This is a genomic window from Arthrobacter sp. RT-1 (genome assembly GCF_003367205.1).
Lineage (GTDB): Bacteria > Actinomycetota > Actinomycetes > Actinomycetales > Micrococcaceae > Arthrobacter.
Map to the genome: position 1 here is coordinate 95,271 of NZ_QRGQ01000002.1, position 13,767 is coordinate 109,037.

14 protein-coding genes are annotated in these 13,767 nt (G+C 65.1%); 4 read left to right on the forward strand and 10 right to left on the reverse strand.

The window, feature by feature from the left end:
- Positions 1 to 4: 4 nt before the first annotated feature.
- Entirely contained in the window at positions 5 to 1,303 is a 1,299-nt protein-coding gene (locus DXK94_RS01820; RefSeq protein WP_079595364.1) for an extracellular solute-binding protein, read from the reverse strand.
- A 139-nt stretch (positions 1,304 to 1,442) separates the two neighbouring features.
- Between DXK94_RS01820 and DXK94_RS01825 the strand changes: the two genes are divergently transcribed.
- Both DXK94_RS01825 and DXK94_RS01830 read left to right on the forward strand, forming a co-directional pair.
- A complete protein-coding gene (locus DXK94_RS01825) occupies positions 1,443 to 2,468 on the forward strand; it encodes a LacI family DNA-binding transcriptional regulator (protein WP_115523926.1) in 1,026 nt (341 codons plus the stop codon).
- Between the two features lie 29 nt (positions 2,469 to 2,497).
- The gene (locus tag DXK94_RS01830) at positions 2,498 to 3,409 is read left to right on the forward strand and encodes an aldose-1-epimerase (protein WP_115523573.1); all 912 of its coding nucleotides are present in this window, start codon (positions 2,498 to 2,500) and stop codon (positions 3,407 to 3,409) included.
- 133 nt (positions 3,410 to 3,542) lie between these two features.
- Here DXK94_RS01830 and DXK94_RS01835 read toward each other — a convergent pair whose 3' ends face one another.
- Positions 3,543 to 4,709: an endo-1,4-beta-xylanase gene (locus tag DXK94_RS01835; protein ID WP_115523574.1), complete on the reverse strand. Its 1,167-nt coding sequence runs from the start codon at positions 4,707 to 4,709 to the stop codon at positions 3,543 to 3,545.
- A 191-nt stretch (positions 4,710 to 4,900) separates the two neighbouring features.
- Between DXK94_RS01835 and DXK94_RS01840 the strand changes: the two genes are divergently transcribed.
- Entirely contained in the window at positions 4,901 to 5,929 is a 1,029-nt protein-coding gene (locus DXK94_RS01840; protein WP_115523575.1) for a LacI family DNA-binding transcriptional regulator, read from the forward strand.
- A gap of 221 nt (positions 5,930 to 6,150) precedes the next feature.
- Complete coding sequence (locus DXK94_RS01845; protein ID WP_079595359.1) at positions 6,151 to 6,882, forward strand: polysaccharide deacetylase family protein; 732 nt, start codon at positions 6,151 to 6,153, stop codon at positions 6,880 to 6,882.
- Positions 6,883 to 6,922: 40 nt separating this feature from the next.
- Here DXK94_RS01845 and pabB read toward each other — a convergent pair whose 3' ends face one another.
- The 8 genes from pabB to DXK94_RS01885 all read right to left on the reverse strand — a co-directional run bounded on the left by pabB (position 6,923) and on the right by DXK94_RS01885 (position 13,675).
- Positions 6,923 to 9,004 carry an aminodeoxychorismate synthase component I gene (pabB, locus tag DXK94_RS01850; protein ID WP_115523576.1) on the reverse strand — a complete coding sequence of 694 codons (2,082 nt, stop codon included), beginning with the start codon at positions 9,002 to 9,004 and terminating at the stop codon, positions 6,923 to 6,925.
- Positions 9,005 to 9,020: 16 nt separating this feature from the next.
- Entirely contained in the window at positions 9,021 to 9,143 is a 123-nt protein-coding gene (gene ykgO / locus DXK94_RS01855) for a type B 50S ribosomal protein L36 (protein WP_011693081.1), read from the reverse strand.
- A 45-nt stretch (positions 9,144 to 9,188) separates the two neighbouring features.
- Positions 9,189 to 10,277 (reverse strand): GTP-binding protein, encoded by a 1,089-nt coding sequence (locus DXK94_RS01860; protein WP_115523577.1) that lies wholly within the window; start codon positions 10,275 to 10,277, stop codon positions 9,189 to 9,191.
- A 104-nt stretch (positions 10,278 to 10,381) separates the two neighbouring features.
- Entirely contained in the window at positions 10,382 to 10,921 is a 540-nt protein-coding gene (locus tag DXK94_RS01865; protein WP_115523927.1) for a low molecular weight protein-tyrosine-phosphatase, read from the reverse strand.
- Between the two features lie 132 nt (positions 10,922 to 11,053).
- On the reverse strand, positions 11,054 to 11,677 hold the full coding sequence (locus DXK94_RS01870; protein ID WP_079595356.1) for a LysE family transporter: 624 nt from the start codon (positions 11,675 to 11,677) through the stop codon (positions 11,054 to 11,056).
- Between the two features lie 92 nt (positions 11,678 to 11,769).
- Positions 11,770 to 12,222 carry a hypothetical protein gene (locus DXK94_RS01875; protein ID WP_115523578.1) on the reverse strand — a complete coding sequence of 151 codons (453 nt, stop codon included), beginning with the start codon at positions 12,220 to 12,222 and terminating at the stop codon, positions 11,770 to 11,772.
- Positions 12,223 to 12,286: 64 nt separating this feature from the next.
- Entirely contained in the window at positions 12,287 to 13,105 is an 819-nt protein-coding gene (locus DXK94_RS01880) for a methyltransferase domain-containing protein (RefSeq protein ID WP_115523579.1), read from the reverse strand.
- A gap of 57 nt (positions 13,106 to 13,162) precedes the next feature.
- Positions 13,163 to 13,675 carry a MarR family winged helix-turn-helix transcriptional regulator gene (locus tag DXK94_RS01885; protein ID WP_115523928.1) on the reverse strand — a complete coding sequence of 171 codons (513 nt, stop codon included), beginning with the start codon at positions 13,673 to 13,675 and terminating at the stop codon, positions 13,163 to 13,165.
- Between the last annotated feature and the right edge of the window lie 92 nt (positions 13,676 to 13,767).

Below are 13,767 nucleotides of genomic sequence, written 5' to 3' on the forward strand. Positions count from 1 at the left end.
TTTCCTAGAGGCTCTGCATGGCCTTGATGAAGCCGTCTTCGTCGATCTGTCCGCTGAAGAACTGGGCGACGGCGGTGTGGATGGTGACAGTTGCTTCCGGCGGGTACGCCTGGTCCCAGGAGAGCTGGAAGGAAGGTGCTTCCTTGACCAGGTTGAACTGGTACTTGGCGTATTCCGGATCTGCTGCCTTGTCGAGGAACTTCTCGGTGTTCGTGGTGGTGGGCAGGTTTCCGATGCCCACCTGCTCCTGCACGAACTGATCGGAGTACATGAGCTTCAGGAAGTCGCGGGCGGCTTCCGGGTAGCGCGTGTTTTTGTGGATCGAGTAGAAGTTGTTGGTGTTGCCCACCAGGTTGTCCTCGTCGCCGAGGCCCCCTTCAACCTTGGGGAACTCGCTGTAGCCCAGGACCTCGGCGGCGAACTGCGGGTCGCTGCTCTGCTGGGTGGCGTATTCCCATGAGCCCATCAGCTCAAAGCCCGCCTTGCCGCTGGCGAGGAGGGCGGGGGAGCCGCCGTCCGTGAACTTCACGGAATCGAAATTGGTGCCGAAGGCACCGGCGTCAACCAGTTCGCGGAGCATGCCCAGGGCCTTGCGGCTCTCTTCCGATTCCCAGACGCTGGTGTCTCCCTCCAGGGCCTTCTTGAACAGCCCTTCGCCTGCAACGCGGTCGTAGACGTACTCCACCCACATCAGGGTGGGCCACTTGTCTGCGCCACCCAGGGCGATGGGGGTGATGCCCTTGTCCTTCAGGATCTTGACGTCTTCAAGGAGTTCATCCCACGTTGCGGGAGGATTGGAAATGCCTGCGTCCGCGAGGACCTTGGAGTTGTTGAACAGCATGACGGGCTGGGTGCCCCGCATGGGGATCCCGTATGCCTTGTCATCGATGACTGCAGTCTCGAACACGGACGGCAGGAAGGCGTCCTTCAGCTGCGGGTCCTCCTTGATGAAGTCGTCAAGGGGGAGCAGGAGGTCGGCATCCACGAAGTTCTTGATGCTGCCCCCGCCCCAGTTGAAGAAGATGTCCGGAGCCGTGGGCGTGTCGATGATGGTCTGGAGCTTGGACTGGTACTCCGCGCCCGGGATCTTGTCCAGGACAACCTTGACGTCGGATGTTGCATTGAAGGTGTCGATCATTTTCTGTTCGACGGTGTTCCCCGCATCGCCGTACATGGCGACGTGAATTTCATTTTCGGGCCGGCTTGCTGCGCCGGACCCTCCTGAGCAGCCGGCCATTGTCAGGCCAAGGGCCAGAGCCGCGCTGCCGGCAATCGTGCGGGCCACCCAACCGTGGTGGTTCATCTTTGAACGCCTCTCGAAAGTTTCGATACTAGGACCGAAAGTTGTTTGATGGATCACAGTCTAGGCGCGGCCATTCACCGGCGCAAGAGGTTCGCAAATTTGCGGCACAAAAACCGAAAGTATCGCTATGCTGTTTCTCATGACGAGCCCTGCTTCTTCTTCCGACGTGCGCGTTACTCTCGCCCAGCTGGCGGAGGAGGCGGGCGTTTCGCTGTCGACAATTTCGAAGGTCCTCAACGGCCGCGCCGACGTTTCCCGCAAAACCAGGACGAAAGTTGAGGAGCTCCTGGAGGAGCATGGGTACAAACGGCGAAAGGCATCGACCAAGTCGGCGCTCCTGGAGCTGGTCTTCCCGGAACTCGAAAGCGCCTGGGCGCTGGAGATTATCCGCGGCGTCGAAAATGTCGCCAAGGCGAACGGCATGAGCGTCATCCTCACCGAAAGCGGCACCAGGCATGCGCCGGGCGCAGGCTGGGTGGAGGGCGTGATGGCGCGGCAGCCCGCCGGGGTTGTCCTCGTTTTCTCCGACCTGCCGCTGGAATACCGGCAGCAGCTGGAGGCCCGCTCCATTCCCTTTGCCATCATTGATCCCGCGGGTGACCCCGCCCCCGGTGTTCCCTCCGTTGGCTCCGCCAACTGGGCCGGAGGCATGATGGCGACCCGCCACCTCATCGAACTCGGCCACACACGAATAGCCGCCATCTCCGGCCCGGAGGACATGATGTGCTCCCTGGCGCGGATCGACGGCTACAGCTCAGCCCTGAATACAGCCGGTATTCCCATCGACCGCTCCTTGATCAGGTACGGCGACTTCCACGTGGACGGCGGACGCGCCCATGCCCTGGAGCTGCTGGCCCTCGAGGAAAGGCCCACCGCCATCTTCGCGGGCAGTGACCTGCAGGCCCTCGGCGTGCTCGATGCCGCCCGCCAACTGGGCCTGTCCGTTCCCGGGGACCTGTCCATCGTGGGATACGACGACCTTCAGGTGGCACGCTGGTCCAGCCCGGCCCTCACCACCGTGCACCAGCCCCTGATCGAGATGGCCGAAGAGGCTGCCCGGATGGTTCTGCGCCTGCGGGAGGGCGAGCGGCCCAACAACCTGCGCCTGGATCTCGCGACGTCACTCGTTGTCCGCCAAAGCACTGCACCTCCAAGCCGGATCTGATCCTGGCCCCGCCTCCCGAAAGGAACCTCATGTCATCCATCGTCAACGCCAACGGTGAGCTCATTACGCTTGAGGCGGGGGACTACACGGCAGTTGTCACCACTGTGGGGGCCGGGCTGCACAGCCTGGCTTTCCGCGGCCAGGACCTGGTCCTGCCCTACCCTGCCGACGAACTGCCCCCCGCCTTCGCAGGCAAGACGCTCATGCCCTGGCCGAACCGGGTGAACGGCGGTGCGTACTCCTTCGGTGGGCAGCGTTATGAGCTGCCGGTCAACGAGGCGGCCACCGGGAGCGCGCTGCACGGGCTTGCGCTGTGGAGCGAATGGCGGGTGGAGCAGCGCTCGCAGGCCGAAGCGACCCTGGCGCACCTGCTGCACGGCGAGCCCGGGTACCCCTTTCCGCTTGCGCTCTCGGCAACCTACGCGCTGGACGCGGCCACGGGGCTGCGAATCGAGCTCAGTGCCCTCAACTGCGGCCCGGCACCAGTGCCTTACGGCTGCGGCTCCCATCCCTACCTCACGGTGGGCGGCGGGGACATCTCCACCTGCGAGTTGAGTTTCCGGGCAGGCAAGGTGCTCCTGACGGACGACAAGCTGCAGCCTACGGACCTTGTTGATACCAAGGGCACGGACTTTGACTTCTCGGACGCCCGCAGGATTGCCTCGCAGTCGCTGGACCATGCCTTCACCAACCTCCCTGAGGGGGAGTGGGACGTCATCCTCCGCAACCCTGCCCTGCAGCTTGCGGCGGTGCTGCAATCAACGGGGGACCAGGCACCCTGGCTGCAGCTCTATTCAGGAGAATTGCGCGGCCGCAAGGGGCTGGCGGTTGAACCAATGACCTGCCCGCCCGATGCTTTTAACTCCGGCCAGGACCTTGTTGTCCTGGAACCTGGCCAGTCGCACACGCTCGCGTTCACGATCCACGCCCTGGAGGGTTAGGGATCAAACCTGTCGGCGGATCAGGACAGCCGGCACTGGGCAGTAGCTGGAGCACAAAGCGGCCCGGAACCCTTCGGTTCCGGGCCGCTTTGCCGGCAATTGCCGCTTTCGCCAGGATTTACTGCGGCAGTGGCTACTGCTGGTGGGCCGGGTGGTGGGCCAGGCGCTGCTCTCCGCCCGGGGTTGCTGCGGCCAGGGTGGACTGCAGCGCGTAGTACGAGGGCTTGCGGGTGTAGTCCTCCCACATCACCGTTGCCTCGCCCTCGCCGCTGAAGAAGACAGGCACCCAGGAGTACTTGTCGTTGAATCCCCAGATGGTGAAGGACTTGCATCCCTCAATGTTCAGGCAGGCTTCCAACGCACGCTGGTAGTAGCTGGCCTGCTTGGCCAGCTGTTCGGTGGTCGGCTTGGTCCCGGCCGGAACGTCCATGCGGACGTCGATCTCCGTGACGGCGGTTTCCAGGCCAAGGTCTTCGAAACGCTGAAGGTTCGCCTGGAGGTCGCCGGGGAAGCCATAGCGGGTGCTCAGGTGGCCCTGCACAGCAAAGCCGTCCACCTTCACGCCCTCTTTCTGGAGCTTCGAAATGAGGCTGACGTAGGCCGTGCTCTTGGGATTGATGCTTTCAACGCCGTAGTCGTTGAAGAAGAGCTTGGCCTTCGGATCTGCTTCGTGCGCCCAGCGGAACGCGTCAGCGATGATCTCCGGACCCAGTTCGCGGATCCAGATGTTATCGGTGGTGCGCAGGGTGCCGTCATCCTTGAAGATCTCGTTGGCAACATCCCACTGCTGGATCTTTCCGGCGTAGCGTCCCACCACGGTGGTGATGTGGTCCTTCAGGATGGAACGGAGCTCCTCCTTGCTGAAGTTGCCCTGCTCCAGCCAGGCGGGGTTCTGGCTATGCCAGAACAGGGTGTGGCCGCGGACCACCTGTCCGTGCTGCTGGGCGAACTCGACGATGGCGTCCATCTCAGCAAAGCGGTACTGGTCCCGCTGGGGGTGGATGAACTCCCACTTCGCCTGGTTTTCGGGGGATACGGAGCTGAACTCGGCAGCCAGGACGTCCCGGTACTGCGCGTCGGAACTGAACGGGTTGGCGTAGGGCATGGTGTCATGATGGCCGCCGCCGGCAACCGCGGTGCCGATCCGGACGTCGTTGGGTGCGGCCCAGCGCAGGGTGTCCTGCTTGGCAAGTCCCGGGGGCTTCGGCTGGTCGTTTTGGCCGGCCATTGCGGGCAGTGCCGTGGGGAGGACAAACGTCGACGCCAGCACGGCGGCGGCGACTAGTTGGGCAACCTTCATTAAATGCTCTCCTTTGAGGTGCTGAATCGATCGGTCCCGGAGGGTCGATGGCGACCGACTTCCGGAAGTTTCCGGAAGTCGGTCGTTGTAGATTAGGAATATTCCGGAGAGTGCGTCAAGGGTTTCGGCAAAACTTTTGAAACCGCCCCGCCGGGCGAGGGCCTATACTTGCAGCGGACCAGGAGGAATGCGTGCAGGAGAGTCCCCGCAGGGCAGTCACAATTTCGGCCATCGCCGCCGAAGCGGGAGTATCGGTGCCCACTGTCTCCAGGGTGCTCAACGGCCGCAGCGACGTCGCCCCGCAAACCCGGGAACGCGTGGAAACGCTGCTCCGGGACTACGGGTATCAACGCCGGGGCGCGCGCCCGGAAGTACGGTCCGGCCTTATCGACCTCGTGTTCAATGACCTGGACAGCCCGTGGGCAGTGGAGATCATCCGCGGGGTGGAGGAAGCCGCCAACGAAGCCGGTGCCTCCACCGTGGTCTCCGCCATTCATCGCCAGAGCAGCCCCGCGTCCACCCGGCAGTGGCTGGACAACGTCAGTGCCAGGGCAAGTGACGGGGCCATCCTGGTCACCACCGACCTCGATTCCTTCCTCCGCGCCGAACTGCAGCGCCTCCACGTGCCGGCAGTCGTGGTGGACCCGGCCGGCGTTCCGGACCTGGATGTGCCCACGATTGGCGCCACCAACTGGACTGGAGCAGTGGGTGCCACCGAGCACCTGACCGGAATCGGCCACAGCCGCATCGGCTTTGTGGCCGGAACGCCGGGGTTATGGTGCAGCAGGGCCCGGCTGGACGGCTACCGGGCAGGCCTGGACGCGGCGGGCATTTCCTTCGATCCCGAACTCGTTATCGAGGGGGACTTCGACTACCAGTCCGGCTTCCGCGCCGGTTGCCGCCTGCTCGAGTTAGCCGAGCCGCCGTCCGCCGTCTTCGCAGCCAGCGACCAGATGGCCCTTGGCGTCTACGAAGCGGTCCGCAAGAAGGGACTCCGGGTGCCCGAGGACATCAGCGTTGTGGGCTTCGATGATCTTCCCGAGGCCCAGTGGGCCTCACCTCCGCTCACCACAGTCCGGCAGCCGCTGGCCGAGATGGGCAAACTTGCCGCCCGCACGGTACTTCGGATGCTGCAGGGCGAAGGCGTGGAGAGCCCGCGGGTGGAACTTTCCACGCGGCTGATGGTCCGGGAGAGCACGGCTCCGCCGGCCGGCCGCTGACCTCCGGAAGCCGCTGCCTCCCCGCAACTACACCAGGGCCGGATAACCCTTGACGGCGCTCGCGGCGTGGACCTACGCTGAGCAAGTTCCGGAACTTACCGGAAAACTTCCATGATCCTCCCCGCCAGCCACGCGGCTCTGTGGTCCGCAAAGCAGCGGTCTTTCGTGCTTTCACGACGTGCGGCGTGCCGGCGAGGTTCATGACGACAGGAAGGAAAACAATGCACCTCCCGACGTACAACCCGGTTTCCCTGCGCAGGGCCGCACTGCCACTCGCGGCGGCTGTCCTTGCCCTCGGTGCCTCCGTCCCGGCAGGCCTCGCCGGAGCAACCCCCGCGCAGGCGGACCAGGCAACCCCGGCCATTGTCGATTCGACCCGGCATGAGGGCAAATACCTCAGCCTGACGTTCGATGACGGTCCCGACCCCGTAAGTACCCCCAAACTGCTGGCCGTCCTGGAGAAACACCACGTCAAGGCCACCTTCTGCCTGTGGGGTGACCATGTGAAGCAGTACCCCGACATCGTGCGGCAGATTGCCGCCGCCGGCCACCTGCTCTGCAACCACACCATGCACCACGACAACATGGCCACCTGGGGCCCGGAAGCCATCAAGGCTGATCTGCTGGAAACCAGCGCCGTTATCCGGGAAGCGGTGCCGGACGCAAAGATCGACTACTTCCGCGCCCCGTACGGCAGTTGGGGACAAACGCCTGAAGTGGCCGCCGAACTGGGCATGCAGCCGCTGGGCTGGCAGCTGACCATCGGCGACTGGGAGCCGCCGGGGACGCCGGAACTGGTCCGCCGTATCCGTGAGGGAATCCGGCCTGGCGGTGTTGTGCTCCTGCACGACGGCGGCGGTGACAGGACCCAGACCGTGGAAGCCGTTGACCAGGTCATCCCGGAGCTCAAGTCCGAGGGCTGGAAGTTCGACAGGCCCGCCCGCCGCGGCTGACCTGTCGCGCGGGCGGCACGGCAACGGCCCGCGCGGCGCATCAGGTGTCCGGGAATTCCGCACCCAGCGTGGACAGCACTCCATATGCCTTGGTGCGGATCTCCTCGTACTCCTCGTCCGGCACCGAGTCGGCGGTGATGGCACCGCCGACGCCGAGCGTCAGTTCCGCGGTTCCGTTCCCGTCTGTGCTGATCACCAGGGTCCGGATGGCGACGGCGAGGTCCGTTGCGCCGTTCAGCGAGAAGTATCCGATGGCGCCGGAATAGAGGCCCCGCGCTTCGCCTTCCAGCTGGTCGAGGATGGCCATGGTGCTGATTTTGGGCGCGCCGGTCATCGAGCCCGCCGGGAAGCAGGCGGCAACTGCCTCCGCCCGGGACGATCCGGGCAGGAGGCGGGCGTCAATGGTGCTGACCATCTGGTGCACGGTGGCGTAGCTCTCGATGGCGCAGAGCCGGCTTACCGTGACGGAACCTGGGACGGCGAAATGGCTGAGGTCGTTCCGCAGCAGGTCGACAATCATGATGTTCTCCGCGCGGTCCTTCAATGACGTGGCCAGATCGGTGCGCAGCTGTGCATCCTCGGCCGGATCAGCAGCCCGGCGCCTGGTGCCCTTGATCGGTTCGGCGCGCATGCCGCCGTCGGACGCTATCTTGAGGAACCGCTCGGGGGAGGTGCTCGCCACCGTGACGCTGCCCAGCCGGAGGAAGCTCGCGAAGGGTGCGGGGTTCCTCCGGCGAAGCGCCAGGTACGTGCTCCAGGGGTCCAAGGTGTCGGCCGGCACGCGGGCTGACAGTGTTGTGGTCAGACAGACCTCGTAGGTGTTTCCCTCGGCGATCTCGTGTTGGGCAGCGGCAATCTTTTCCCGATATTCCGCGCCTGTGTCGCGGCTTTGAAAGGCAGGCGCTGCAGGGAGTACGACGCCGGTGCTGCCGCCGGGAGGGGTTTCTTCTTGCCGTTGCGCCGCGTCTTCGACGGCCGCTGCCGCGGCGTCCAGCCAGGCCTCCGCGTCCGGAGCCTCCAGGGCGAGGAGCCAGGCCGTGCCCTCGGCGTGGTCCAGGACCACGGCCCTGCCTGCGAAGATCAGCGCGGCGTCAGGGGTGGGTGCAGGCAGGTCGGCGCCGCCGGTTTCGCGCTTGAGCTCATAGCCCAGGCACCCCAGCCAGCCCAGTGTGAAGTGGCCCGGGTAGCCTTCGGGCGCGCGGACCGCCCGGCGGCCCCACACGGTGTCGAGCCACCGGAAGAACGGCCCGTTCACCCGGACTGCCGCGGAGCCCGTGCTGATCAGGCTTTCCCCGGAGCGGTGGGTCACTGCCTGGCCGAAAGTGCCGCCGTCGTCCGCCATGATGCTGAAGCGGCTGCGCCCGGCGGCTGTCTTTCCGGTCAGGTCCTCCCCGCCTGGTTGGAAACCAGCGGCAGCGGCGTTGGACGAGTCCAGCCAGACGGCGTTGGCCGAGCCGCCATAGAGGGAGCGGAACAGGGCCGGGGCGTCCGGGAGCCGGTCCAGCCGCCTTGCCCTGAGGGTGAGGCCGCGGCGGGCGGACAGTTCGGGTGCCAGGACCGGGGCCAGTGGCGGGAGGTAGGGGAGGAGTTGCAGCAGGTCGGTCACCGCGGAACCGTCTGCGAGATTGTTGACGCGGACATCCGCGTGCCGCGGGACGTCATCGCCCGCCAGCCATTCCTCTTCCTGCGCCGCCCACTGGTCCCAGTAGGGTTCATAGGTGTCGCCGTCGCGGTTCAGTGCCCGGGTCCGCCGCACGTCGTCCGGCGACTCGGCCCAGATCACGGCGCTCAGGAGCGGACGCGCTTCCGCCGCTGCCGCCCCCACTCCCTCCACGATGACGATCTCTGCGGGGAGCGTTACCTTGGGGTCGCCGTCGTAATGTTTCTCCCAGTCCCAGCTGATCCATGTTGCCGCCTCCCCCCGGCTCAGCGGGCCGAGGACGGTGGAGACGTAGCGTTCGACGCCGGCCGCGAGGCCGTTCCAGCCGGGGTAGATGTCTTCGAGGTGGAAGAGGGAGACCTTGTGGTGGACGCGCAGGCGGGCCGCCAGTTCGACGGCGAGTGTGGTCTTCCCTGCGCCCGAGCGCCCGTCGACGGCGATGATGACGGGGGCTGGGCTCATGGATTAGAGCGTACCGTTATCCCTGCCGCGCTTTCATCCGGGGGTTCTTCTTGTTAATGACAAAGGTCCTGCCGCGGCGGCGGACAATTTGTGCCCCCGGGATCTTCTTCAGTGCCCGTAATGAATTGCGTACCTTCATGGTGTTCTTCCTTTGTTTGTTTTTTGGGGGTGACTTGTCTGGATGCTAGCTGGCAGGCCGGAGGCCGAAGGGGTCGTGCAGGCCCTCGCTGGATGCCAGTTCCTCATCGGTGAGCTCGCAGTTCCGCAGGAGCCGCTCGAACTCCTCCGGATCCAGGTCCTCTCCCGTTGCGGCAATCACGGTGGCGGCGGCAGGGGCCAGTGCGCGCACCGCGGGCTGTTTCCCCGGCCGCCCCTCCGGCCAGCCGCCCACGTTTTCGAGCCAGACCCGCGGGCCGATGCCTTGGATGGCTATCCGGCATTCGGGCGCGGAGGCGACCCACAGTTGGCCCCGCAGGACGCAGCAGCCCTGGGCGAGGATGCCCAGCGCCTGGCGGAAACGTCCGGGATGGAGGGGGCGCTCAACATGCTGGAACACGGTGGTGAACGGCGAGCCGGCGCCGTTGCCGTCCGGGCGGGGCTCCTGGATGGTCCCCGGAGCTGTCCTTGCCACGGCCTCTGCATACCGGTGCAGGCCGGGTCGGACAGCTGCGGCCCCTGGTGCAATGTCTGCGTGCGGGGCCACTTCCCGGATCAGGTGCAGGCCACGTTTCCGCCCCACGGGATCAGCCGGAACGATATCCGGTTCTGCCGGCAGGACGGTGTCCACAAACGCGAGTTCGCCGAGCAGGAATTCACCGGGTGTGCGCTCGTCATCGGCCACCGGAGTAAACCCGGACTCGAACAGCGTGTGCGGGTCCCAGATGTGGTCCTCCACCGCGTCCGGGGCGCAGGCAAGGATGGCCGAGGAAACCCGGGCCGGGCTCCTGAGGCCCCGGTCTAATGCGGAAACGGCGACCGACGCAGGCACGGCCGGAGGCAGGCCGATGATGATCGGCTGGCCCTGGTTTTCCTCGATCAACCGGTCGACGGCCGGGACCAGGTCCAGGCGGACCGCACAACTGAGGCAGCCATGCTCCAACATGGTCTCGTCCCGTTCCAGCATTATGGAGCCGCTGTACACGCGGCGGATGACGAGTCCGTTTTCCAAAAGGTCGTGGAGGACCACCAGGCTTCCCGGGTGGGCTGCAGCCAGGCCCTCGCAGGCCTGCTGGCGGCAGAGGGCATCAAGGGAACTGACAACGATCAGGTGCATGCAAGCAAGAGTAGTTGAGAATCATTCTCAATTACAAACGCTGCTGCACCAGCCCGGCACGCGGTGTTGTGCCTGCGTGTGGAGGCGCTCCACCGGCCGGAACGTCAGAGGCTCTGTTTTTGCCGTTGGGCGTCCCGGAGCGCTGCCGTCCTGATGTGGTCCACGATGCCTGGCAGGGCGCCGCTGATCTGGCGCCATACAGTGTCGAAATCGGCCTGCCCGCCGTACCAGGGGTCCTCAATCCCCTGATCCAGCATGTCCCGGCCGGCCACTTTGGGGTCGAAGCTGCGCAGCATGCGGATCTTTTCCAGTGACTCGCGGTCCGGGGCCGCCTCGCTCAGCCAGGCGTAGTGGTCAACGTCCAGCGCCAGGATCAGGTCCCGTTCGCGGAACCAGTCGGGAATCCATTCCCGGGCAATGTGAAGTTCGGAAGCCAGGTGGGCAACCGCCAGTTTGCGGGCAGCGCGGGGATCGATGGGCCGGCCCGCCTCATAACCTGTGGTTCCGGCCGAGTCCACGGCCACCATTCTGTCCAGCCCTTCGCGCTCCAGAGCCGCCCTCAGCATAAGTTCAGCCATGGGGGAGCGGCAGATGTTGCCGGTACAGACGGCAATGACGCGGTATGGGCTCGACGCTGAGTTCATGAAAGTAAGCATGCGCGCTAATTAGCCCTGTTGGCTAGGGCCCGATTCATAAATGTTGACAGGCTTGTAAAGAACGATGACTATCCGTGCCATTCCCGCACTTTTGAGCCGTCGTTGAGCCGCCCGGACCGGCTAGTGGATCAGGGCTAGCAGGATTCCGACGGCCACAAACAGCACGCCAAACACTTTGCTGAGGAGCAACTGTCCACGGCTGGTCTGGGTAAAACGCTGGAAGGACCTGGCTGTGGCGGCGAAGAAGAACCACATCACCAGGATGTCGATGCCCACAATGGTGGCGGTGAGCACCGCGTACTGCGCGAAGAGGGGCTGTTCGGGCCGGATGAACTGCGGCATGAACGCGAGGAAGAAGACGATGGCCTTCGGGTTGAGCAGGTTGACCCACAACCCGCGCCGGAAGATCGACCAGGCCGGCTCGTTCCGCAGGGCCTCAGCCTTGTCCTCTTCAATGTCCGGCTTGCTGAGGAACTGCCGGACCCCCAGGTACACGAGGTACGCGGCGCCTGCATAGCGGATCACGTTGAAAGCGACCGGGGAGCTGGCAACCAGCACGCCCACCCCCAGGGCCACGATCACCACGTGGACCACCAGGGCTGCCTGCTGCCCAAGGATTCCCCACATCGAGCGCCGGAAACCGGCGTTCAGCGAGTTGCTCATGGTGTTGATGGCCCCCGCGCCCGGGGTGAAGCTGATCAGGGCGCCGGCGCCGGCCAGAGCCAGCCAAAGGGAAAATTGCACCTCACAATCCTACTCGGCACACGTGCGGCGACAGCCGTCACCACAATGTGGTCGTTTGGAGGCGCGGTTTTCCATGTGGGTCACCCGAAAGGTCAGCCGCATTTCCCGTGCTTTGAATGCACCCAATGGTCCATTGTGCACGGCAGGCCCAGGCGATAGCGGTCAAAATAGTAGTGGGGTCCGTTCGACATGTACCCGGCATCATCGAGGCCGAAATGTCCGATCATGACGAATCCACGGTGAAGGGCCAGTTCCCGCAATTCCTCCGCTTCTACGAGGACCGGTTCATGGATGTCAGCGCACTCCGGCCAGCACCCGGCATGTGCGATCGCAAAGTACCGCGTCGAGTCCTGATCCAAATGACCCAGGATGGTGTCGTAATGGGGTTTGAGCCTCCCGTCGAATTGGCAGCTGACAAGCGCAATGTCTCCAAACTGCATGTCGGCGTCCAGCTCAATCAGGACGAGCCGGGGTAGGAGTTCGCCAGCGGGAGCTATCAGCAGACGTGCAAGGAACTCGAGGTCGAAGCCTGCTTGGATGATCATGCTTCGATGCTATGGACCCGGAGTTGCAGGCGGGAGTACAAGCACAGGCTATGTGGACAAGGACTTATGCCCGGGCGATGACCTCGCCGTTGGGGATCAGGAACCAGCCGTCATCCGTGGAGCCCCAGCGGTGCCAGCCCGCCGAAATGCGGGCCAGGTCTGCAGCGTTCGCGAAGCCGTACTCCAGCGCCTGCTCGGCGAAGGCGGAGTGAAGTACCCGCTCGCCCCAGACGCGCGCCTGCCAGCGGCGCTGCTGGCCAGTGGCGTAAAGCCAGTTGCTGCTGGTAGGGGCGACGTCCGTGAAGCCCGCCGCCTGGGCCCAGCTGACCAGCCGCCGCCCGGCGTCGGGCTCTGCTCCGTTTCGCCGCGCGATGCGCTGGTACAGGTCCATCCACTCGTCCAGTTCAGGAATGGCGGGATACCAGCTCATGCCGTGGAAATCGGCGTCCCGCACGGCAACGATGCCGCCCGGCTTGGCCACGCGGCGCATCTCCCGGAGTGCCTCAACCGGATCTGTAAGATGCTGCAGCACCTGGTGGGCGTGGACCACGTCGAAGGTCTCGTCCTCGAAGTCCAGGTCATAGATGTTTCCGGCCACGAACTCCACGTTGGGCACCTCGCGCTCGACGGCGAGGGCCTGCGCCTGGGCGATGATGTCCGGTGAGCGGTCCAGGCCGGTGACTTTTCCGGGGCTGACAAGGGTGGCGAAATCGCAGGTGATGGTGCCCGGGCCGCAGCCGACGTCCAGGACGTCCGAGCCCGGCGTCAGGTGCGGCAGGACAAACGCGGCGGAATTCTCTGCGGTCCTGGCGGCATGGGCGCGGACCACCGATTCGTGGTGTCCGTGCGTGTAAATGTCGTCTTCAGGCTGCTGGGCACTCATAACCAAACGCTACCCCCAACCGGGCTGCATTTAACGTCGCGAAAAGCGCGTTTGTCGCTACTCGCTGGATGTCTCGTCCCGCGCCGCCACCGTTGCTTCCACCATCGCCGTCATGAACCGGGAAACGGTCTCCAGTTCATCCTCGGAGAAGCTGGCCATGGCCGTCCCCATGTGGCGTGCGAGCGGGCCGAAGATGGCGCCGCCCTCCTGGTATGCCTTGGGCGTCATCTTGAGCTGGACCTGCCTCCGGTCCGAGGTGCCGCGCTCGCGGACCACGTGGCCCGAGCTGTCCAGCCTGTCGATCAAGGCGGTGGTGGCCGGCGAGCTGAGGTGCAGCTCCTTGCGGAGGATCCCGGGCGTGACCACGCTGCCCTTGGCCGTGTGCCGCATGATGACGGCCAGGGCGTTCAGGTCCGTCCGGTGCATGTCTTTCCGGCCCCCGGCCGCATCCACGTACCGGTTGGCTTCGATCGTGAAGTCCTGCAGGAGCCGGACCAGGGGGTGGGGGCCGCCATTGGGTACGGGGCCTGCGGGAGGAGCCTGTACGCCGGAGGGTTCCTTGCCTGCCATGTCCACCTCCTCCATTCTTCTTCACTCACCCGCACCGGATCTGCCGGAACGTCCTGACGGATATTACTTCAGCAGCCCAGCGACCCGCGTAC

Excerpts from the sequence above, each read along its gene's own strand:
- DXK94_RS01820 (WP_079595364.1), bottom strand. The coding sequence starts at position 1,303 with ATGAACCACCACGGTTGGGTGGCCCGCACGATTGCCGGCAGCGCGGCT.
- DXK94_RS01825 (WP_115523926.1), top strand. The coding sequence starts at position 1,443 with ATGACGAGCCCTGCTTCTTCTTCCGACGTGCGCGTTACTCTCGCCCAG.
- DXK94_RS01830 (WP_115523573.1), top strand. The coding sequence starts at position 2,498 with ATGTCATCCATCGTCAACGCCAACGGTGAGCTCATTACGCTTGAGGCG.
- DXK94_RS01835 (WP_115523574.1), bottom strand. The coding sequence starts at position 4,709 with ATGAAGGTTGCCCAACTAGTCGCCGCCGCCGTGCTGGCGTCGACGTTT.
- DXK94_RS01845 (WP_079595359.1), top strand. The coding sequence starts at position 6,151 with ATGCACCTCCCGACGTACAACCCGGTTTCCCTGCGCAGGGCCGCACTG.
- pabB (WP_115523576.1), bottom strand. The coding sequence starts at position 9,004 with ATGAGCCCAGCCCCCGTCATCATCGCCGTCGACGGGCGCTCGGGCGCA.
- ykgO (WP_011693081.1), bottom strand. The coding sequence starts at position 9,143 with ATGAAGGTACGCAATTCATTACGGGCACTGAAGAAGATCCCGGGGGCA.
- DXK94_RS01860 (WP_115523577.1), bottom strand. The coding sequence starts at position 10,277 with ATGCACCTGATCGTTGTCAGTTCCCTTGATGCCCTCTGCCGCCAGCAG.
- DXK94_RS01865 (WP_115523927.1), bottom strand. The coding sequence starts at position 10,921 with ATGAACTCAGCGTCGAGCCCATACCGCGTCATTGCCGTCTGTACCGGC.
- DXK94_RS01875 (WP_115523578.1), bottom strand. The coding sequence starts at position 12,222 with ATGATCATCCAAGCAGGCTTCGACCTCGAGTTCCTTGCACGTCTGCTG.
- DXK94_RS01880 (WP_115523579.1), bottom strand. The coding sequence starts at position 13,105 with ATGAGTGCCCAGCAGCCTGAAGACGACATTTACACGCACGGACACCAC.
- DXK94_RS01885 (WP_115523928.1), bottom strand. The coding sequence starts at position 13,675 with ATGGCAGGCAAGGAACCCTCCGGCGTACAGGCTCCTCCCGCAGGCCCC.